The organism is Curtobacterium sp. MCSS17_011, from assembly GCF_003224275.1.
GTDB lineage: Bacteria > Actinomycetota > Actinomycetes > Actinomycetales > Microbacteriaceae > Curtobacterium.
In genome coordinates, this window is record NZ_QKLE01000004.1 from 62680 (window position 1) to 81950 (window position 19271).

Annotated in this window: 23 protein-coding genes; 10 read left to right on the forward strand and 13 right to left on the reverse strand. The window is 71.0% G+C overall.

Annotated elements, in window-relative coordinates; genetic code table 11:
* Positions 1–4: 4 nt before the first annotated feature.
* The 3 genes from DEJ17_RS04110 to DEJ17_RS17495 all read right to left on the reverse strand — a co-directional run bounded on the left by DEJ17_RS04110 (position 5) and on the right by DEJ17_RS17495 (position 3313).
* Entirely contained in the window at positions 5–688 is a 684-nt protein-coding gene (locus DEJ17_RS04110) for an SDR family NAD(P)-dependent oxidoreductase (RefSeq protein ID WP_110892202.1), read from the reverse strand.
* Positions 685–2151: a DUF6421 family protein gene (locus tag DEJ17_RS04115; RefSeq protein ID WP_110892203.1), complete on the reverse strand. Its 1467-nt coding sequence runs from the start codon at positions 2149–2151 to the stop codon at positions 685–687. Before DEJ17_RS04115 ends, DEJ17_RS04110 begins: the two co-directional genes overlap by 4 nt.
* A gap of 622 nt (positions 2152–2773) precedes the next feature.
* A complete protein-coding gene (locus DEJ17_RS17495; protein ID WP_146239615.1) occupies positions 2774–3313 on the reverse strand; it encodes a hypothetical protein in 540 nt (179 codons plus the stop codon).
* Between the two features lie 237 nt (positions 3314–3550).
* Here DEJ17_RS17495 and DEJ17_RS04125 point away from each other — a divergent pair, with 237 nt between their 5' ends.
* Together DEJ17_RS04125 and DEJ17_RS04130 are read left to right on the forward strand one after the other, a co-directional pair.
* Positions 3551–4021, forward strand: a complete 471-nt coding sequence (locus DEJ17_RS04125) for a hypothetical protein (RefSeq protein ID WP_146239616.1) — start codon at positions 3551–3553, stop codon at positions 4019–4021.
* A 55-nt stretch (positions 4022–4076) separates the two neighbouring features.
* Entirely contained in the window at positions 4077–4655 is a 579-nt protein-coding gene (locus tag DEJ17_RS04130) for a TetR family transcriptional regulator (RefSeq protein WP_146239617.1), read from the forward strand.
* A gap of 82 nt (positions 4656–4737) precedes the next feature.
* On the opposite strand, the gene DEJ17_RS04135 is transcribed toward DEJ17_RS04130, so the two are convergent.
* A complete protein-coding gene (locus DEJ17_RS04135; RefSeq protein WP_181421034.1) occupies positions 4738–5382 on the reverse strand; it encodes a GntR family transcriptional regulator in 645 nt (214 codons plus the stop codon).
* A gap of 97 nt (positions 5383–5479) precedes the next feature.
* Between DEJ17_RS04135 and DEJ17_RS04140 the strand changes: the two genes are divergently transcribed.
* From DEJ17_RS04140 to DEJ17_RS04155, 4 genes are all read left to right on the forward strand, one after another.
* Complete coding sequence (locus tag DEJ17_RS04140; RefSeq protein WP_027465970.1) at positions 5480–6187, forward strand: DUF969 domain-containing protein; 708 nt, start codon at positions 5480–5482, stop codon at positions 6185–6187.
* Positions 6184–7266 carry a DUF979 domain-containing protein gene (locus DEJ17_RS04145; RefSeq protein ID WP_110892208.1) on the forward strand — a complete coding sequence of 361 codons (1083 nt, stop codon included), beginning with the start codon at positions 6184–6186 and terminating at the stop codon, positions 7264–7266. Before DEJ17_RS04140 ends, DEJ17_RS04145 begins: the two co-directional genes overlap by 4 nt.
* The gene (locus tag DEJ17_RS04150; protein WP_258366644.1) at positions 7253–8338 is read left to right on the forward strand and encodes a DUF2891 domain-containing protein; all 1086 of its coding nucleotides are present in this window, start codon (positions 7253–7255) and stop codon (positions 8336–8338) included. Before DEJ17_RS04145 ends, DEJ17_RS04150 begins: the two co-directional genes overlap by 14 nt.
* Before the next feature lie 61 nt (positions 8339–8399).
* Positions 8400–8582, forward strand: coding sequence for a hypothetical protein (locus DEJ17_RS04155; protein WP_027465973.1), 183 nt, complete (start codon positions 8400–8402; stop codon positions 8580–8582).
* A 46-nt stretch (positions 8583–8628) separates the two neighbouring features.
* Here the strand turns inward: DEJ17_RS04155 and DEJ17_RS04160 are convergent, their stop codons facing one another.
* The 4 genes from DEJ17_RS04160 to DEJ17_RS04175 all read right to left on the reverse strand — a co-directional run bounded on the left by DEJ17_RS04160 (position 8629) and on the right by DEJ17_RS04175 (position 11275).
* Positions 8629–8931 carry a putative quinol monooxygenase gene (locus DEJ17_RS04160; protein WP_110892209.1) on the reverse strand — a complete coding sequence of 101 codons (303 nt, stop codon included), beginning with the start codon at positions 8929–8931 and terminating at the stop codon, positions 8629–8631.
* 63 nt (positions 8932–8994) lie between these two features.
* Complete coding sequence (locus DEJ17_RS04165; protein WP_110892210.1) at positions 8995–9879, reverse strand: biotin-dependent carboxyltransferase family protein; 885 nt, start codon at positions 9877–9879, stop codon at positions 8995–8997.
* A complete protein-coding gene (locus DEJ17_RS04170; protein ID WP_110892211.1) occupies positions 9876–10508 on the reverse strand; it encodes an allophanate hydrolase subunit 1 in 633 nt (210 codons plus the stop codon). The genes DEJ17_RS04165 and DEJ17_RS04170 overlap by 4 nt, the downstream gene beginning before the upstream one ends.
* The gene (locus DEJ17_RS04175) at positions 10505–11275 is read right to left on the reverse strand and encodes a LamB/YcsF family protein (protein WP_110892212.1); all 771 of its coding nucleotides are present in this window, start codon (positions 11273–11275) and stop codon (positions 10505–10507) included. The genes DEJ17_RS04170 and DEJ17_RS04175 overlap by 4 nt, the downstream gene beginning before the upstream one ends.
* Before the next feature lie 161 nt (positions 11276–11436).
* Here DEJ17_RS04175 and DEJ17_RS17675 point away from each other — a divergent pair, with 161 nt between their 5' ends.
* Positions 11437–11607, forward strand: a complete 171-nt coding sequence (locus DEJ17_RS17675) for a hypothetical protein (protein WP_181421035.1) — start codon at positions 11437–11439, stop codon at positions 11605–11607.
* Between the two features lie 216 nt (positions 11608–11823).
* The gene (locus DEJ17_RS04180) at positions 11824–13188 is read left to right on the forward strand and encodes an MFS transporter (RefSeq protein WP_110892213.1); all 1365 of its coding nucleotides are present in this window, start codon (positions 11824–11826) and stop codon (positions 13186–13188) included.
* Positions 13189–13307: 119 nt separating this feature from the next.
* Here the strand turns inward: DEJ17_RS04180 and DEJ17_RS04185 are convergent, their stop codons facing one another.
* Both DEJ17_RS04185 and DEJ17_RS04190 read right to left on the reverse strand, forming a co-directional pair.
* The gene (locus DEJ17_RS04185; protein WP_110892214.1) at positions 13308–13652 is read right to left on the reverse strand and encodes a hypothetical protein; all 345 of its coding nucleotides are present in this window, start codon (positions 13650–13652) and stop codon (positions 13308–13310) included.
* Between the two features lie 146 nt (positions 13653–13798).
* The gene (locus DEJ17_RS04190) at positions 13799–14629 is read right to left on the reverse strand and encodes an alpha/beta hydrolase (RefSeq protein WP_181421036.1); all 831 of its coding nucleotides are present in this window, start codon (positions 14627–14629) and stop codon (positions 13799–13801) included.
* A 133-nt stretch (positions 14630–14762) separates the two neighbouring features.
* Here DEJ17_RS04190 and DEJ17_RS04195 point away from each other — a divergent pair, with 133 nt between their 5' ends.
* Complete coding sequence (locus DEJ17_RS04195) at positions 14763–15374, forward strand: LppP/LprE family lipoprotein (RefSeq protein ID WP_181421037.1); 612 nt, start codon at positions 14763–14765, stop codon at positions 15372–15374.
* On the opposite strand, the gene DEJ17_RS04200 is transcribed toward DEJ17_RS04195, so the two are convergent.
* Positions 15368–16033 carry a hypothetical protein gene (locus DEJ17_RS04200; protein ID WP_110892217.1) on the reverse strand — a complete coding sequence of 222 codons (666 nt, stop codon included), beginning with the start codon at positions 16031–16033 and terminating at the stop codon, positions 15368–15370. The genes DEJ17_RS04195 and DEJ17_RS04200 overlap by 7 nt on opposite strands.
* A gap of 57 nt (positions 16034–16090) precedes the next feature.
* On the opposite strand from DEJ17_RS04200, the gene DEJ17_RS04205 reads away from it, so the two are divergent.
* Positions 16091–17122 (forward strand): YeiH family protein, encoded by a 1032-nt coding sequence (locus tag DEJ17_RS04205; protein ID WP_110892218.1) that lies wholly within the window; start codon positions 16091–16093, stop codon positions 17120–17122.
* 67 nt (positions 17123–17189) lie between these two features.
* Here DEJ17_RS04205 and DEJ17_RS04210 read toward each other — a convergent pair whose 3' ends face one another.
* A complete protein-coding gene (locus DEJ17_RS04210) occupies positions 17190–18266 on the reverse strand; it encodes an ABC transporter permease (RefSeq protein WP_110892219.1) in 1077 nt (358 codons plus the stop codon).
* The gene (locus DEJ17_RS04215) at positions 18263–19144 is read right to left on the reverse strand and encodes an ABC transporter ATP-binding protein (RefSeq protein ID WP_110892220.1); all 882 of its coding nucleotides are present in this window, start codon (positions 19142–19144) and stop codon (positions 18263–18265) included. The genes DEJ17_RS04210 and DEJ17_RS04215 overlap by 4 nt, the downstream gene beginning before the upstream one ends.
* Positions 19145–19271 lie beyond the last annotated feature (127 nt).

Consider the following 19271-nt stretch of genomic DNA (forward strand, 5'->3'; position numbering starts at 1 on the left):
TCGTTCATCCTAGGTTCGAGGGATCAGGCGCCGTGAGCGGGATGCGGGCACCGTTGACGTCGGCCGGTGGGGTGTCCCAGAGCCGGACGGCCTCGGCGCCGAACTGCGCTTCGAGGCCGGACAGCGCGCCGACGACGAACACGGCAGCCGCGGCGGTCTCCGGCGCCTCCTTCCGGAAGCCCTGCGCGACGGCTCGGACCCAGGTGTCGGACGCGGCCTTCGCCGCCGCGTAGTTCGCGGCGCCGGCGGTGGGGGAGTCGACCGCGGTCGACGACACGAACGCGAGTCTTCCGGCGGGGGAGGCCACCAGGTCGTCGTGGAAGACCCGGGTCGTGTTCCGCAGGGTCCGGAAGGCGCGGTCGAAGAAGTCCCAGTCCGCGTCGGACTGACCGACGATGCTGCCACCGCCGCGCCACCCGCCGACCAGGTGGACCAGTCCGTCGACGGGGCCGGCGTCCGCGTGGACGTCGTCGGCCAACGCGGTGACCGCACCGAGGTCCGACAGGTCGCACGTGCGGGCCGTGACGCCCGGGACGGACGCGCGCAGGGCCTCCAGGGCGTCGGGTCTGGTGCCGACCGCGACGACGGCCGCACCGGCGGCGGTGAGTGCGCGTGCGACGGCCACGCCGCTGGCACTGGTCGCACCGGCGATCAGTACCAGGCGACCGGCCACCGAGGCGTCGGTCACGCGGCGGCCTCGGCGACGAGCTCGGCGTCCGTGGTGCCGGTGATGCCGGCCGTGGACGCGATGACGGTCGCCATCTTCTTGTCGAGGGCCTCGTAGAACATCGACAGCGGGAACTCGTCGTCCAGCACCGCATCGGTGTAGCCGCGCGGCGGCCCGGCGAGGGTCTCGTCCGGCAGTCCGCGGGCCCACTTCGACGCCGGGTGCGGCGTGAGTGTGCGGGTGAGCATCTCGTACGCGGCGAGCCAGTGCGCCGACTTCGGCCGGTCGATCGAGCGCCGGTAGAGCTCGTTGATCTCGTCGCTCAGGGCGATGATCACGTCCGGTACCTCGGGCCAGTCGATCGTCAACTGCGTGTCCGTCCAGTGCAGGACGCCGTGCTGGTGCATCCAGGCGAACAGCAGCTGGCCGCCGAGTCCGTCGTAGTTGCGGACGCGGCTGCCGGTGATCGCGAAGCGGAAGATGCGGTCGAAGACGACCGCGTACTGCACCAGGCGCGCGTGGTCGCGGATGGCGCGCTGCGCATCCTGGAGGCCCGCGTCGGGTCCGGCGGACAGCTGGCGTTCCAGACGCACGGACTCGCGGAACGCGGTCAGGTCGCAGCGGAGCTCCTCGAGCGAGTAGAGGAAGAACGGCATCCGCTGCTTGATCATGAACGGGTCGAAGGGCAGGTCCCCGCGCATGTGCGACCGGTCGTGGATGATGTCCCACATCACGAAGACCCGCTCGGTCAGCTGCTGGTCGTCGAGCATCGCAGCGGCCTCGGCCGGCAGCTCGAGCTTGGTGACGTCGGCGGCGGCACGGACGACCCGGCGGTAGCGGGCGGCCTCGCGGTCCTGGAAGATCGCCCCCCACGTGAACGTCGGGATCTCGCGCATCGCGACGGTCTCGGGGAACAGCACCGCCGAGTTCGTGTCGTACCCCGGGGTGAAGTCGACGAACCGCAGCGCGACGAACAACGCGTTGCCGTGGTCGCCGGCCTCGAGCTCGGCGATGAACTCCGGCCAGATGACCTCGACCAGGACGGCCTCGACGAACCGTGAAGTGCTGCCGTTCTGCGTGACCATCGGGAACACGACCAGGTGGCCGAGCCCGTCGACGCGGTGCTGCTGCGGCTGGAACGCGGTGAGCGAGTCGAGGAAGTCGGGGACCCCGAACCCGTGCTCCTGCCAGCGTGCGAAGTCGTGCTGCAGCACCTGCAGGAACGCGGCGTCGTGCGGGAAGTGCGGCGCGAGCTCGGCGACGGCCGGCACGATCACCGCGACGTGACCGGCGGCAGCGGGGTGGTCGGACGGTTCGGGGACGGAGCCGTCCCGTGTCTGCAGCGCCTGCAGGGCGATCACCGCGCGCTTGAGTCGGAGCCAGGCGGGGTGGGCGGCGATCGCACGCACGGACAGGTGGTCCTCGACGACCTCAGGCTCTCCGACGATGGCGTCCTGCGAGGTCTTCTGGACGAACTGGGACATGTCGAACCTCCCGTCACTGGTGTCGGCCGCGCATCTGCGGACGAGTGGTGCGCGTTACCGGATCGTCTCGAGCCTAGGGAAGTTCGGGGGACGCAAAGTTGCCCATCTGCGGTGGAATCGTGCGTCGTCGTGGTGCTCGCGCCGGTATCCGACTGCTGCGCGCACGGTTCGTGCGGCCATGGCGCGGTCCGGTGTCGCGACCTCCTTGCGTCCACTGTCCGACAAGCGCCGGAGGTGACCATCGGACGGACGGACGGACGGACGGACGGACGCATGAGCGCATGGGCGGGCGGGAGGCGCGGTGCGGGCCCGCACCGTGCCTCCCGTCCGGCGGACGGACCGGTCGTCGCGCGGTCGGACTACGCGAGTACCTGGTTGAGGACGAGCGCGGCGCCGATCGCTGCGACGCAGATCAGGAACGCAACGGGTGCTGTCCTGCTCTTCGGGTGCACCATGCCAGCAAAGCCCGAGGCACTCAGGCCAGCTGCTCCCATTGCGACCGAGAGCGGCCATCCATTGACGACGAGCACGACGCAAGCGACGCCGAGCAAGACCGCGCACGTTGCGAGCACCCTGCTGAGCCCGCGGCGGAGACGAGCCGGCGCTGCTCGCTCCGGAACGGTCAACGGTAGATCGCCATACACGTTCGGCCACGTACTTCGCCGTTGTTCCGGAAGTCGACGCACATGCTCCCCGGACGCAACGTGTGCTTCTTGACGCTGGGGATGTTGAAGACGGCTTGTCCGCAGCCTGAACGCACCGACGTCGTTTCCTGCGCGTACTGCCGCCCGTTGACGTCCTTGAAACGGTAGACGCCGCTCCAGTTGCAGAACATGCCCGGGACGACCGCAGCGAGGCCATAGCACTCGACCGCGGTCGTCGACCCCGTGACCCGCAGCCCCGAACCTCGAACGGACATGTTGAGGAAGCACCCCGCTGGTACGACGATCGTCACGCCTCGGTAGCTCCAGCGGAAGGACGCAACTGGTGACGTCGCGAACCCACCGTTGACCGTGTTGCCCCCGCCGGCCTGATTCGAGTCGTAGGCGTGCGAAAGGTCAGCGAGTTGCCGTGCCTGTTCGTGCACGTCCGCGTCGGCGACTGGCTCCGCGACGTTCGGTGCCGCCGTTGCTGGCGAGGCAAGAGCTGCCACGAAGAGCAAACACGCTCCGAGCGCTACCGAAGATCTTCCAATGAATTTGCGGGACAACGTCATCTCCCCAGGTCAGTCCCGGCTCGTGCCGAGGATCCCACGCTACTGATCTTCCAGAACGTAGAACAAGCAATCTGTATTTCAGCGGAAGGAGGGCTGGGTCATTAGAGTGGAGATGTGGAACATCAGCGGCGGGCGGTTGTGCATGTGAGGCGGAGCGGGGTCCGGGCGATCCTGTTCGCCAGCATGGCGCTCGGGGCCTCGATGCTGAGCGCTTCGAACGAGGCGTCGTGGGAGGCAGGCTCGTTCCTGCTCATCGGTGGCGCCGTCTGCGCCCTGTCGCTCTTGCTCGTTCGGCGTCGGCTCAGAGGCCCTGCGTGGGCCAGGACCTCCACGTCGGACTGGGTGGTGCTGTCGACCGGTCTCGGGGCAGGGCTGATCGTCGGACTCATCTTGTTCGACGGCTCGGCTGCCTTCGCCGCGCTCTTCCCGGTCCCGTTCGTGGCGATCCATGCCGCCGTGAGTCGCTCCGACGGAAGCCTGCGAGCCCGGTCGATCGTGCTCGCGGTGACGGCGGCGTTGGCCGTCGCGATCCTTGTCACGGGTGACGATCTGCAGCGCGGCTTCGCCGACCTCGTCCAGGGGTCCGTGGTCGCCGGCGCCCTGCTGACGCTCGCGCTGGTCCTCTGGAGCGCTGTGCGGAGAGAGCGGACCTGAAGCTGCTGCGGTGCACTCCAGCTCTGCGGGCCGCGTGATCGGTACGGTGGTCGCCATGGCCCGATTCACTCCCCCAGCCGCTGACGCGATGCGCGCCCGGCTCCTGCTCGCCGCGCGGGACGAGTTCGCCGCGGTCGGACTGGCCAGCGGCAGGGTCGAGCGGATCGGTGCCGCAGCGTCGAGCAACAAGGCGCAGGTCTTCCACTACTTCGGCAGCAAGGAGGGGTTGTTCGACGCCCTCGTCGCGGACACAGTGACCGAGACGTTCGCCGAGGCCCCGCTCGACACCGCCGACCTCGCCGCCTGGGCCGGCCGGGTGCACGACTCCTACGTCCGTCGCCCCTGGGCCCAGCGGCTCGCGACCTGGCACCGACTCGAGCGCGCCGACGTCCCGCTCGAGTCCGTCGCGACGAGCTACGCCGACGCCGTGGCCGAGGTTGAGCACGCCCAGCGTGCCGGGGTCCTGCCGCGGGCGTTCCGTCCGGCAGTACTACTCGGGCTCGTGCTGCACACCGCGGCGTTCTGGAGCGCGACCGCTCCGGAGTACGAGCCGCTGGTGCAGGCCGTGACGCCGCCGCGGCGTCGCCAGGGCGTGGTGGACGCGGTCGCCGCCCTGCTCGGCGGGAAGTCCTGACCGAGGGGTCCGCGAGCACCAGCGTGAGGGCGCTGGGACCGAGCGTGCGGGACGGGGCCGCACCGGGCCTCCTGGCCGCCCCTCAGTCGGCTGCGCCGGCGGCGACCCGCAGCGTCCGCTCCGCGTCGTCGAGGTAGTCGGCGAGCAGTGCCGAGGCGGCGTCCTGGTCGCCACCGCGCAACGCGGACACGATCGCGTCGTTGCGTTCGACGAAGTCGGCGTGGAAGGAGGCCGGGTCGTCGGTGGTCAGGAAGGCGAGTCGCATCTCGGCGAGCAGCCCGTCCATCAGTGCGTGGATCCGCTCGCTCGGCACCGCGCGCACGAGCTCGGCGTGGAAGCGGATGTCGGCGGTGCCGACCGCACCCCACTCGCCCGCGGACGCTGCTGCCCGGGCGTCGGCGACCGCTGCGGCGGCCTCGGCGAGTGCCGGTGCGTCGGGGGTGCAGGCGCGGACGGCCGCCTCCTCGAGCACCCGCCGAGCCGCGTAGAGATCGGCGACGTCGGCGGCGGAGAGTCGTCGGACGAACACCCCGCGGTTGAACACGTGCTCGACCAGGCGGTCCCGGGCGAGCAGTCGGAAGGCCTCGCGCAGGGTGTTCCGTGACACCCCGAGCTGGTCGCTCAACCGTTCCTCGGACAGCTGCGCCCCGGGGGAGAACCCACCCGACGCGATCATCGTGCGCAACCGAGTGGCCGTGGAGTCAGCGCCGCCGACGGTTCGGGTCATGGCACCGATCCTGGCACGGGTGGCGTTTGTGAAGGGCGTGTTACAGAGCAGAACCGGCTCTTGCGATTGTTGAACAATGCGGTCCAGACTGTCCCGCATGTTCGTCCTCATCGGCGTCGCCGTCGTCATCGTCGGCTTCGCGCTGCGCATCAACGCGCTCCTCGTCGTCACGGTCGCGGGCATCGTGACCGCGGCCATCGGCGGGATCGGTCCCGTCGGCATCCTCGACGCGTTCGGCAACGGGTTCGCCTCGAGTCGTTCCGTCACGACCTTCGCGCTCGTCCTGCCCGTCATCGGCCTGATCGAGCGCTACGGCCTGCAGGACCAGGCGAAGCGTCTGATCGCGAAGCTCGACAAGCTCACGACGGGTCGTCTGCTCGCGGGCTACCTGGTGATCCGCCAGGTCACCGCGGCGGTCGGCCTGACCAGCATCGGTGGCCCGGCGCAGACCGTCCGCCCGCTGGTGTACCCGATGGCCGAGGGTGCGGCGACCAAGAAGTACGGGCGGATCGACGACCGGATGCGCGAGAAGATCAAGGGCTACTCGGCCTCGTCCGACACCGTCGGCGTGTTCTTCGGCGAGGACGTCTTCGTCGCGGTCGGCTCGATCCTGCTCATCACGACGTTCGTCGACTCGACCTACGGGCTGTCGCTCGAACCGATCGACCTGGCCCTGTGGGCGATCCCGACGGGCATCGCGGCGCTCATCGTGCACGGCGGACGCCTGCTGCTGTTCGACCGCCGACTCGACAAGATGGCGGCGGACGCCCGTGCCGACGCCCCGACCCTGGGGGCAGCAGCGTGATCACCAGCGAATGGCTCTACTGGCTCATCGGCGCGTTCTTCATCGCCGTCGCCGTCCTGATCGTCACCGACACCGCGCACGCGAAGCGCCTGGGCAACGCGGCGTTCTGGGGCATCCTGGGCCTGTCGTTCTTCTACGGCACCTTCGTCGCCGCCGGCACCGTGCCGGCCTGGACGCTCGGGATCGCCGTCCTCGTCATGGTCGCGCTCGCCGGACTCGGCTTCACGGGCACGACGAGCCGCACCCGGGTCGCGAGCGTCCCCGGCGCGGGCACGGGTGCCGAGACCGGCCCCGCCGAGCCCACCGGGGTGACGCAGAAGATCACGAACGCCGGAAGCGGCAGCGGCAGCGTGCTGGCCACCACCAGCCCGGACGAGCGCGCCGCGTTCGCGACGAAGTACGGCAACCGGCTCTTCATCCCGGCCCTCGTGGTGCCGGTGGTCGCAGTGCTGGTCGCGACGCTCGGCCCGCTCGTCTCGTTCGGCGGCCAACCGCTGCTCGCCGAGGGCAGCGCGACCCTGACCGGCCTGGGCATCGGTTCGGTGCTCGCCGTCGTCGTGGCCGTGTTCGTCCTGCGCCCGCCGAAGATCGCCACTCCGATCCGCGAGGGCGGTCGCCTGCTGCAGGCGATCGGCTGGGCGGCGCTGCTGCCGCAGATGCTCTCGACGCTCGGCATCGTCTTCACCCAGGCGGGGGTCGGTGACGCCGTCGGCACGATCATCAAGTCGGTCCTGCCCGACGGCTCGCTGCTCGCCGCCGTGGTCATCTACTGCCTGGGCATGGCCCTGTTCACGATCATCATGGGCAACGCCTTCGCCGCCTTCCCGATCATGACGGCCGCGATCGGCTGGCCCGTCCTGGTGCAGGGCTTCGACGGCAACCCCGCCGCGATCTTCGCGATCGGCATGCTCGCCGGCTTCTGCGGCACGCTCGTCACCCCGATGGCGGCGAACTTCAACCTGGTGCCGGCCGCCCTGCTCGAGATGCGGGACAAGTACGGCCCGATCAAGGCGCAGATCCCCACCGCCGCCATCCTGCTCGTCGTCAACATGGGAGTCATGTACCTTGTCGCATTCTGATGCCGCCCCGATCGACCTGACCCGGGCCGCCTGGGCCGACCGCTTCGCGGCCGTCGCCGCGGACAACACGACCCGCGAGTACCCCTACGCCGCGCACCACGCGACGTCCGGACCGGACGACCGAGCCCTGCCCGTCGAGCTCCACCCCGCCTTCGCCACGTCGTACGACTGGCACTCGTCGGTGCACATGCACTGGCTCGCGGCGCGCCTGGTCGCGCATGGCCTGCCCACCGACCTGGAGGCCCGGCTCACCTCGATCCTGCAGGCGCACCTCACGACGGATCACCTCGCGACCGAGGCGGCCTACCTGCGTGAGACGCCGCACTACGAGCGCCCCTACGGCTGGGCCTGGCTCGCACGGCTCGCCGCTGAGGTGTCAGCGTCCGAGGCGCCCGCGGTCCGGGCGCTGGCACCGGGGTTCGCGCCCGTCGTCGACGTCCTCGAAGACCTGGTCGTCCGGTGGATCGACGGCGCCGCGCACCCGGTCCGGCACGGCGTGCACTCGAACTCGGCGTTCGGGTTGCTGCTCGTGCTCGAGGCCGCCCGGTCGCTCGACCGTCCGGCCCTGGCGGCTGCGGTCGAGGGGGCTGCGAAGGACTGGTTCGGCGCGGACGCCGGGTGGCCGTTCGCCTGGGAGCGGAGCGGGCACGACTTCCTGTCCGCGGGCCTCGCCGAAGCCGACCTGATGCGCGCGGTGCTGCCCGCCACGGAGTTCGCCACGTGGGCGCGCGGTTTCTTCGCCGCGGTGCAGCCGGGCGACGCGATCCTGCGGTCGACGGTGGTCCGTGACGAGAACGACCCGCAGCAGGTGCACCTGTTCGGGCTCGACCTGTCGCGGGCGGGGTCGGCCCGGCGCATCGCGGACGCACTCCGCGCCGGCGGTCCGGACGACTCCGGCACCGGCGGTCCGGATGACTCCGGCACCGGCATCGCCGACCTGCTCGACGACGCGGCCGACCGGCTGCTGGCTTCGGGGCTCGCAGCGAGCGTGGGCGAGGAGTACTACTCCACCCACTGGCTGGCGAGCTTCGCCTGGGATGCCATGGAGGCACGCGAGCACGCTGCTCGCTGATCGTTCGCGGAAGGTCGGTCGTCTCCGGACACAACGAGGATCCGGAGGTACCTTCGGGGCCATGAGCGATCCGAAGGACGACGAGACCCTCGACGACTTCCGCGAGGCGCAGGAGACCGACTACGAACCGGAGCCGACCGTGCTCGACCCCGACGACCTGCCGGTGGTCGACGACGCGGACGACGAACTGCTCCCCGACGACGACCGACCGGTGCCGCTCGACACCGACGACGACACGATCTGAGCGATCGCGCCGTGGCTCCGGCGTCGGCGTCGGTGTCGGTGTCCGCTCAGTCGAGCGGGAGGGTCCTCGCGAAGGTGCGGGTGACCGGAGCGGCGGCGAGGAACGGTGCCATCGCCGGAGCGCCCTCCGGCGTCGCGCGCCAGGTCACGTAGGTGTCGTGGTCCTCGGTGGTCGTCCACGACTCGACGACGACCATGCGCGCCGGATCCTCGTCGTCGACCAAGACCTCGAGTGACTCCAGGCCGTGGAACGACGCCGTCTGTTCGAGCGTCTCGCGGATCGCACCGTGAAGTGCGTCTTCGGGGGCATCGCTCTGGAACTGGACCTCGAGCAGGACGGTCATCGACATGGGGGACCTTTCGTCAGCGGTGTCCAAGCCAACCCCTGACCCCCTGCGCTTGTTCCGGGTCGGTCAGTCGACGATGCGGAACCGGAGCGGATCGCCCGGACGGAGCTGCGCAGCGAGGTCGGTCGACGACGGTGTCAGGACCGCGACGACCGGGTACCCGCCGGTCACCGGGTGGTCGGCGAGGAACAGCACGGGGAAGCCCTCGGGCGGCACCTGCAGCGAACCGGTCTCGACGCCCTCGCTCGGCAGCTCGCGTGCCACGGAGCGGGCCAGCGGCGTCCGGGCGGTGGTGCGGACCCCCACGCGGTCGCTGTCCGCACTGACGGAGAAGTCCTGACCGGTCAGGGTCGCACGCCACTCCGGGGTGAACCAGTCGTCGCGCGGACCAGGCACGACGTCGAGCACGACCGGCTCGTCGGGCCACCGCGGTTCGGGCTGCGGCACCGCGTCGACGATCGGCCACGACACCCGGGCGTCGCCGACGGGCAGGACGTCGCCGACCGACAGCGGCGGCGGGCCGAGGCGCGCGAGGGAGTCCCACGAGCGGCTGCCGAGCACCGCGGAGACCGCGAAGCCCCCGAGGACCGCGACGTAGACGCGCAGGCCCACGGTCGCGGTACCGATCCGGAGCGTGTCGCCCGGGGCCAGCAGCAGCACCTCGTGCGAGGCCGCACCGCGGACCGATCCGTCTGCCCGCTCGACCTCGACGGGGCAGGCCGCGCCGGTGGTGGCCGCGACCACGTACGCGTCGGCACGGAGCGTGACGGAGCCGAGCAGGGCCTCCAGGACGGCCGCGTCGGGACGGTTGCCGACCAGCCGGTTGGCGAGCGCCGCGGAGCCGCGGTCGGCTGCCCCGGCGGCGCCGAGGCCCATGTCGCTGAAGCCCGGGCGCCCGAGGTCCTGCGTGGTCGCGCCGTACCCGACCTGCACGACGGTCAGCGCGGTCATGCCGCACCCGCCACGACGAAGCGGACGAGCGTGCCTGCGGGGGCGAGTGCCGGAGGCGTGCGGTCGAGCGACCACATCGGGACGTCGGTGCGGCCGATGAGCTGCCAGCCGCCGGGCGATGTCCGCGGGTAGACGGCGCTGAACTCGCCGGCCACCGCGACGGCCCCGCTCGGGACGGCCGTCCGGGCGGTGTTGCGGCGAGGCAGGTCGAGCGGTCGATCACTGCCGGTGAGGTAGCTGAAGCCCGGTGCGAAGCCGCAGAACGCGCTCGTCCAGAGCTGCCCGGTGTGCCACGCCACGAGCTCGTCGTGCCGCATGCCGGTCAGTTCGGTGACGGTGTCGAGGTCGTCGCCGTCGTAGGTCACGGGGATGACGAGCGGCTCGGAGTCGTGTGCATCGAGCGTGCCGCTGACCGGGGCGACGTGCGTGAGCTCCGAGCGGAGCCGCCCGGCGTCCGTCGTCGTCGGGTCGAACCGGAGCAGCAGCGTCCGGGCGCCGGAGACGACCTCGGTCAGCCCGGGCACGGTGGCCTGTGCGAGCCCGGCGCGGAAGGCGACGACGTCGGCGAGGGAGTCGAACGTGGCGAGGAGTGCGGTGCCGCCAACGGAGCGGACGTCGGGACCCGTCACGGCGCGAGCGGTGCGAACGGCGCGATCGTCACGCCGTGCTCGGTCAGCAGCGCTCGGACGGCACGGGCCATCGCGACGGCGTCGGGGGAGTCGCCGTGCACGCAGACCGAGTCGGCACGCACCGCGATCTCGGACCCGTCGACGGCGGTCGCGACGCCGTCGGTGACCATGCGGAGCACCCGGGCCGCGACCTCATCCGGGTCGTGCAGCACCGACCCCGGCTGCTTCCGTGACACCAACGAGCCGTCGGGTTCGTAGGCGCGGTCTGCGAAGGACTCGCTCACCGCGCGGAGCCCGTGCCGCTCGGCCGCCAGCAGCAGTTCCGACCCGGGCAGCGCGAGCACGGCGAGGGACGGGTCGACGTCGGCGACGGCGCGGACGACGGCCTCGGCCTGCACCGGGTCGGCGCAGGCGGTGTTGTACAGGGCGCCGTGCGGCTTGACGTAGGTGACGGCTGAACCGACGACGAGCGCCGTGGCGGCCATCGCGCCGAGCTGGTGCACGACGTCGGCGTACAGCTCGTCGGGCGTGACGTGCACGGGTCGGCGGCCGAAGCCGATCAGGTCGCGGTAGGCCACGTGTGCGCCGATCGCCACACCACGTTCGGCGGCGGCGCGGGCGGTGGCGAGCATGATCGTCGGGTCGCCGGCGTGGAACCCGCAGGCCACGTTGGCGCTCGAGACGAGGTCCAGCATCGCGGTGTCGTCGCCCATGGCCCAGGCGCCGAGCCCCTCGCCGAGGTCGCTGTTCAGGTCGATCGTCGTCACGGGTGCTCCCTGTCCTCGCGGGTTGTTGAACAATCTAGCGAGTGCGCCGGTCCGTGTCACCTGTGCCGGACGGCTCGTTCCGAGGGGCGGCACGTACTGTCCGAGTCCTCAGCAACACCGGGGGCAGCGCCTCCGGATCGACCACTCCACTGGAGCAGATCATGACCGACAGCGACAACACCCACGGCACCCCGGCGAACGACCCGGAGGGCACCGAGAAGCCGGGCGGCCTCGGCAACGACAACACCATCCCCAACAACCCCGACGGGCTCGCCGCCGGTCACGCGGGTGACGACTCGCACTTCAACCCGGAAGAGGACGGCGAGCAGTAGGCGCTCCGTCCGGCCCGCGGGTCGATGCAGAACGACACCGTCGTTGTCCTCGACAGCGGCGGTGTCGTTCTGCGTCTGCACCCCTCCGTCGGCACCCGACGAAACCTGCGCGACAAAACCTTCCGGCAGGAGGTTTCCGGTGCTACAGTCCCGATCACCTAGCAGCACTAGGGATTCAGCGGGCGCCGAAGCCCCCCTGTGACTCAAGGAGGAGTCATGTCGACACCGACGTCGAAGGAAGTACCCACGCGGGGCATCGCCGGGACCGCGTCCCCAGCGGTCACCGCAGCCGCCGGAGCCACCGCCACGGACGCAGCGGCGTCCCGGGCGTTCTCGGTCGAGGGCATCACGCAGTCCGTCAGCACCGTCCGGGTGGGCCGCGGGTACCTCTGGGGCCTGAGCTTCGCCCAGTTCGGCCTGTTCGTCGCCCTGCTCACCCCGGTCTTCGTGAGCATGTCGATCAAGGCGACGGAGCTGAACCCGACGAGCCCCGAGACCGTCGTCGGCTCGGTCCTGCCGTTCGGAGCGCTCGGCGCCCTGTTCGCCAACCCCCTGTTCGGCGCGCTCTCCGACCGCACCCGCACGCGGTGGGGTCGTCGCCGCCCCTGGATGGTCGGCGGTGTCGTCGTCTTCGTCGGTTCCCTCGCCTGGCTCGCGTTCTCGCCCGACGTGCTCCAGCTCACCCTGGCCTGGGTGCTGGCGCAGGTCTCCGCCAACGCCGTCCTGTCCACGCTGACGGCGAGCTTCGCCGACAACGTGCCGGAGTTCCAGCGCGGCAAGGCGTCGAGCGTCATCGCCCTGGCGCAGAACATCGCGATCCTGGCCGGGCTCTACCTGGCCGTGTACCTGGTCGGCAACCTGCCGGTCCTGTTCATCGCACCGGGCGTCCTGGCGATCATCGCGGTCCTCGTCTACTCGTTCGTCGCCCGCGACGACCTGCCGACGACGCCGGTCAAGCCCTTCAGCTGGATCAACCTCATCAGCTCGTTCTGGACGAACCCGATCAAGCACCGCGACTTCGGGCTCGCCTGGTGGGGCCGGTTCCTCATCACCTTCGGCACGTTCATGTTCACGACGTACCGGCTCCTCTACATGCAGGACCGCATCGGGCTCCGGCAGGGCGAAGCGGTCGGGGTCGTCGCGTTCGGCGTGCTCCTGTACACGATCGCCCTGCTCGTCAGTGCGGCCGTCTCCGGCTGGGTGTCCGACCGGATCCGGCGTCGCAAGGTCTTCGTCTGGGGTTCGACGGCCATGACCGCCGTCGGCCTGGTGATTCTGGCCCACGTCAACAGCGTCGGCGGGTTCTACTTCGCCGAGATCGTCCTCGGCTTCGCCTTCGGCATCTACGCCGCCATCGACACCGCCCTGGTCGTCGACGTGCTGCCCGACCCGGAGCGCCCCGGCAAGGACCTCGGTGTCATCAACATCGCGAACGCCCTGCCGCAGTCGCTCGCTCCCGCCGTCGGCCTGTTCCTGCTCGGCATCGGTGGTGGCCAGAACTACACGCTCATGCTCTGGGGTGCCGGCGTCGCCGTCATCCTCGGCGCCCTGGTGATCCTGCCCATCAAGTCGGTCCGCTGACCGACGTGACCGCCTGGAGGTGCGACTGGCGTCCGCGACGCACGCCGCGCCTCCGGACGGTCACCTCCACCGCACGTGCCCATCTGCGCGGGCGCCGTGACGGGCAGGGGTGGCTTGGCTCAGAGCTGCGGTGTGCGCCTGCCGAACAGCGCGTCGAGGAACCGCGAGAACCGCGACTCCGGCTCGTGACTGGTCTCGATCGAGCGGGTCGGCGAGCGGAACGCCAGGTCGTGCAGCATGTTCCGCTTCGATCCGTCCCAGTTCGCGAACAGGTAGGTCCCGCCGATGAACGACATGCTCCGGACCGGCGTGCGCTTCCACGAGTCGGCAGCCACGTAGTACCCCGCGTGGCCGGCGCGGATGTGCTGGATCACGGTGTCCACGTCGATGACACCGGTCGGTGTCACGACGGCGGTGATGCCCGTGCGGTCGCGGGCGACGTACTCGATGAGGTGTTCGGTCACGATGGAACTCTTCGTCACGGTGGTGAGACGCCACGGCAGGGAGCGTGGCGGAGGGGATTCGGAACCGCCGTTGCTTCCGTTTCCAGAGTACGTCCGCCTCGGGCGTGCCGCTCCCCGATGTCCGCCGTTCGCAGGCGGATGAGCGTTCAACGGATGGGCGTCCTGTCCACCCACCCCGCGATGCGCTCGATCGCATCGTCGAAGTCCCTCGTGCCGGGGCGGTTGAGGAACGCGTGACGGCTGTCCGGCAGGACGTGTCGTTCGACCTCGACGCCGGCTGTCTCGAGCTCGGTCGCGAAGCGTTCGCCCGAGGCGCGCATCACGTCCCGCTCGGCGTCGACCACCAGTGCGCGGGGGAAGCCGCCGAGGTCGCCGGACGCCGGGTAGACCGCGGTGGGGAGGCCGCCCGCGTACGACCGGTTGCTCAAGTCGAGCAGCAGCGGCGCGTGCGTGAGGCGCCGGTGCCCTCGAACGAGTCGCCGCACCGCCGGGTCACGGGGGAGTCGGGCGTGGAAGAACCCGTACGTCAGCACGACGCCGACCAGCGGCGGGGCGGTCGCGACCGCGGAGGCCGCCAGGCACGCACCCGCGCTCGCCCCGCCGAGCAGCAGGCCGGAGGGCGCCTCGTCCTGCAGGTGCCGGAGCGCTGCGACGATCTCGTCCCTCGCGTGCGGTGCCCGTCGTCGCCCACGTGCTCCCCTCCGGCCGAGCCACGGCAGTCCGGGCAGCGGTCCGAGGCGGTAGTCGACGGTCACGACCGGCAGCCCGCGCTCGGCGAGTGCCCGTGCGACCGCATCGGACTCCGGCAGGTCGAGGTCGCCCCGGAAGAACCCGCCGCCGTGCACCCAGACCAGCGTCGGCGATCCCGTGCCGCCGCTCCGGTCCGACGGTCGGTACCGCCGGACCGGGACCGGTCCGTGTGGTCCGTCGATCCTGTCGTCCGCGACCTCGATCGTGTCCTGGTGCAACCCCCGCATGGGAGCAGTGTTGCAGCACCCTGGCGGGAGCCACCCTCCCGTCGCTTGAATAGGCATACTTTTCCAGCGTCGGGAGTGACACAGCCCGGTAACGATGCGCGCGACCGCTCGGCGGCGCAGGCAGCGTGGAGGGATGCGCCTGACGAGAACCGCCCTGATCCTGACCACTGCGACCCTGGCAGCGCTGCTGACGGGGTGTTCCGGCGCGGACGGAGCGGACGGCGGTGCGGCGACCCCGACCGTGACCGAGACCGTCACTGCCCCGCCCTCCGACCCGGCGAGCACGCCGACGCCGACGCCGACACCGACACCGACCCCGACCCCGACCCCGACCTGTGGGCCGTCGAGCGGTGCCGCGGCTGCGGCCGAGGGCATCGCGGCCCTGCCGCTGCCCGCCGGACTCGAGGAAGCGAAGTGGGACGCTGCGAACGCCGACTACTCCGGCTACGACGCCTGCGCACCATTGTCCTGGTCCGTCGTCGAACCCGAGTTCGCCACGGCTGGCTCTCCGTACGCGATCCTGCTGTTCCACGAAGGCCGGTACCTCGGCACAGCGACTGCCGAGCAGTACGCTTTCGAGCCGACCATCGAACGACAGAGCGAGTCGGCCGTGACGGTGACCTACCGGTTCGCGAAGGCGGGCGAACCGAACGCGGCACCCTCCGGCCGCGCCATCGCCACCTTCACCTGGAACGACGAGACCAGCCGGGTCGACATGACGGGGGACACCCCAACCGCTCAGTGACGGTCCGACGCCGTGGGTTCCACGCCCAGTTCCCGCTGCAGCGTGCGGAGGACCCGCACGAGGGTGGCGAGCTGGTCCGGTCCGGCCTCGAACCCACGTCCGAGGGCCGACCGCGGCTGCACGACCACGTCGTCACCGACGGTCGTGGTGATCCAGACTCCGAAGTCGGCGCGCTGGCCGCGGGAGTCCTTGGTCGCGACGGAGAACCGTCGTATGCGCGCCCACGGCAGGTCGAACACCGGCGCGTCTCGTGACGGTGCCCACGCGTGCAGGCCGAACTCGTCGACGGTCCAGACCTCGGGGCGGGGCTTCGGGAAGTCGTCGGAGGTGCGCAGGCCGGACGTCAGCACGGGCAGGTGGAACCGAGGTGCCCGGCCCGCTCCGATGTGCGCGAGCGTCCGGCGGTCGCCTCGCCCGGAGGACAGCGTCGACACGGCCAGCAGCAGCCCGAACCCGGCGACCACCGTCGGCCACAAGACGAACGACCACTGTGTCCGGGCACTGTCGATGCCGCGCAGGAAGTCCGGGAACGTGAACTCGGCGACGAGCGCGGCGAGCCCCACCCCCGTGGTGACGACCGCCGCGAGCAGTACCGGCCCCCGCTTCGGCATCTCCCCGTCGCGCAGCCGCTGCACCCACCGTTCCCCGGAGTACTCCACCGTGCCATCCTGCCTGTCACGGCCACAGATCGTCCGCGAGCGCGACATGCTGTTCCCATGCAGTCCGTCCGTGCCGCCGCACCCGGTGTCGCCCTCGCCGTGGCGATCGGCATCGTCGCCACCCTCGTCGGGCGGGTCGTCCCGGTGGTCGGTGGTCCCGTCCCCGCCGTCCTGATCGGTGCCGTCGTGGGATGGCTCGTCCGGCGTCGCACCGGTGGCCCGCTCGCCGCGCTGGCTCCCGGTGTGAAGTTCTCGTCCAGCCGGGTGCTGCAGTTCGCGGTGGTCCTGCTCGGCGCGCAGCTGTCCATCGGTGAGGTCCTGCGCATCGGCGGTGAGACCCTGCCGGTGATGCTCGCGACGCTCGTCGTCTGCCTGGTGGCGGCGTGGGGGATCGGCCGACTGCTCCGGGTCTCGGGCGCACTCCGCACCCTGATCGGCGTCGGGACCGGCATCTGCGGTGCCTCGGCGATCGCCGCCGTGACACCGGTCATCGGCGCGGTCAGTGCGGACGTCGCCTACGCGATGTCGACGATCTTCCTCTGCAACATCGCGGCCGTCTTCGCCTTCCCGCTGCTCGGGCACGCTCTGGGCCTCAGTCAGCATGCCTTCGGCGTCTTCGCGGGCACCGCCGTGAACGACACGTCGTCCGTCGTCGCCACGGCGACGGTCTACGGCCGCCAGGCGACCGACACCGCGGTCGTCGTGAAGCTTGTGCGCACCCTGATGATCATCCCGATCGTCATCGGGCTGGCCGGACTGGAGGCCCGCCGCGCCTCCCGCGAGCAGCTCGCCCCCGCCTCGGGGCCGGGTCGCGGGTTCCGTGTGTTCCGGTTGGTGCCGTGGTTCCTGATCGGGTTCCTCGTGGTGGTGCTGCTCCGGACGGTCGGGGCCCTGCCCGCGTCCGTGGCACCGGGGTTCGCGACGGCCGCCTCGTTCCTCATCACGGTGGCGCTCGCCGCGATCGGCTGCTCGACGGACTTCGTCGCGCTCCGCCGTGCCGGGTTCCGGCCGATGCTGCTCGGCATCGCGCTCTGGGTCCTGGTGGCGGGGACGAGCCTGGGCATGCAGGCGGCCTTCGGTCTGCTCTGAAGAAGGCCCGCCCGACGTGAGCGGATCTGCTCACGCGGGGCGGGCCTCCTGGCCGGGTCTGCCGGCGTCAGCCGCGCAGCGCCTCCGACAGCTTCACGCGACTGCCGGTGCGGAGCAGGGCGTTCTCGTAGACGCGGGCGCCGATGACCACGACCGCGACGACCGAAGCGGCGACGATGACGAGCGACAGGATCGGCTCCCACCACTCGGCCGTGCCGAGGAAGATCCGCATGGGCATGCCGATGGGGGCGCTGAACGGCACGTACGACATGATGCCGAGGATCGTGGGGTTGTCGTACGCGACGATGATCAGGAAGTACGGGATCATCACCAGCATCATCACCGGGGTGGTGACGCTGCCGACGTCCTCCTGGCGTGACACCAGCACGGCCGCCGCGGCGAACAGCGACGCCAGCAGCACGAACCCGATCGCGAAGAAGCCGATGAACCACAGGATGCTCGGGCCGAGCATCGCGAACATGTTGTCCTGCCCGGTCACCGCCAGCGTGACGATGGCGGCGACCGCCACCGCGACGATCTGTGCGAACGCCATGATGCTGTTGCCGAGCACCTTGCCGGCGAGCAGCGCCCTGGCCGGGATCGCGGACATCAGGATCTCGACCACCCTCGTCGACTTCTCCTCGACCACGCTCTGCGCGATCGACTGGCCGAACGTCACCGCCGACGCGAAGTACACGACGCCGAACGCGATGGCGATGAGGTAGACCAGGCCACCGGGCAGCGCGTCCGGGTCGAGCAGCTCGATGCGCGGAGTGACGCTCAACGCCGAGACGACCTCGGACGGGGCCTCGTCGAGTCCGACGACCTCGTAGCCGAGCGGGTCGTCCGACGGCACGATCGCGGCGTCGACGTCGCCCTTGGTCACGAGCCGTTCGGCGTCGTCGACCGATGCCGACGTCGTGACGTCGAGCCCACTGGTGGTCGGCAGCGAGACCCCGTCGACGACCGCGACCGGGGTGGTGTCGTCGGCGGTGGCCTTGCTCACGATCCCGCTGACGACGATCGATGCGACGACCATGCCGATCAGGATGAGCGCCGAGACCACGAAGGCCTTGCTGCGGATGCGTGCCTGGATCTCGCGTGCGGAGACGAGCCGCACAGCCTGCACGAAGGAGTTGTTCATCGGACGACCTCCCGGAAGACCTCGCTGAGCCGCGGCACCCGCGGTGAGAACGACCCGACGGTGCCGTGCTGGACGGCCCGCTGCAGGACGCGCTGCGCGGTGGCGGCGTCGGCCTCGAAGACGGCGTAGCCGCCGTCGAACTCGCGGACGGCCACACCCGGCTCGTCGCGGAGCCAGGCGACGTCACCGTCGACCAGCAGCTCCCACGCGGCGGGGCCTGCCTGCTTGCGGAGCTCCTCCTGCGGACCTGCGGCGCGGATCGTGCCACCGGCGATGACCACGACGTCGTCGCAGAGCCGCTCGACCACGTCGAGCTGGTGGCTCGAGAACAGCACCGGGACGCCCCGGGCAGCGGTCTCGCGCAGGACGCCGAGCACCGTGTCGACGGCCATCGGGTCGAGGCCCGAGAACGGCTCGTCGAGCACGAGCACCTCGGGGTCGTGGGCGAGCGCCGCCGCGATCTGCACGCGCTGCTGGTTGCCGAGCGAGAGCTTCTCGACGGGGTCGCCGGCGTGTGCGGCGAGTTCGAGACGTTCGAGCAGCTCGCCGGTGCGGCTCGTCGCGGCGCGCTTGTCGACGCCGTGCAGCCGGGCCAGGTAGGTGATCTGCTCGGCCACGGGCATCTTCGGGTACAGGCCGCGTTCCTCGGGCATGTAGCCGAAACGGCGGCGGTCGGCGGGACGGACCGCGGTGCCGTCGATCGATACCGTGCCGGCGTCGGCCTGCAGGACACCGAGCATGATGCGCATGGTGGTGGTCTTGCCGGCGCCGTTGCCGCCGACGAACCCGGTGAGGCGGCCGCTGCCGACCGTGAACCCCACGTCGTCGAGCACCCGGCGGTCACCGAAGTGCTTGGTCACCCCTTCGATGGTGAGCATGTCGTTCCCCTTCGTCGCGACGCTGGTCGTCGCTGCGTCCGACGCTATTGGCCGGGAGGCACGCCCCGCCTCCGCCGCCAGGGGGGACTCGGGTGGGTGGTCGGCTCCACCGCGCGGGGGAGGAGGG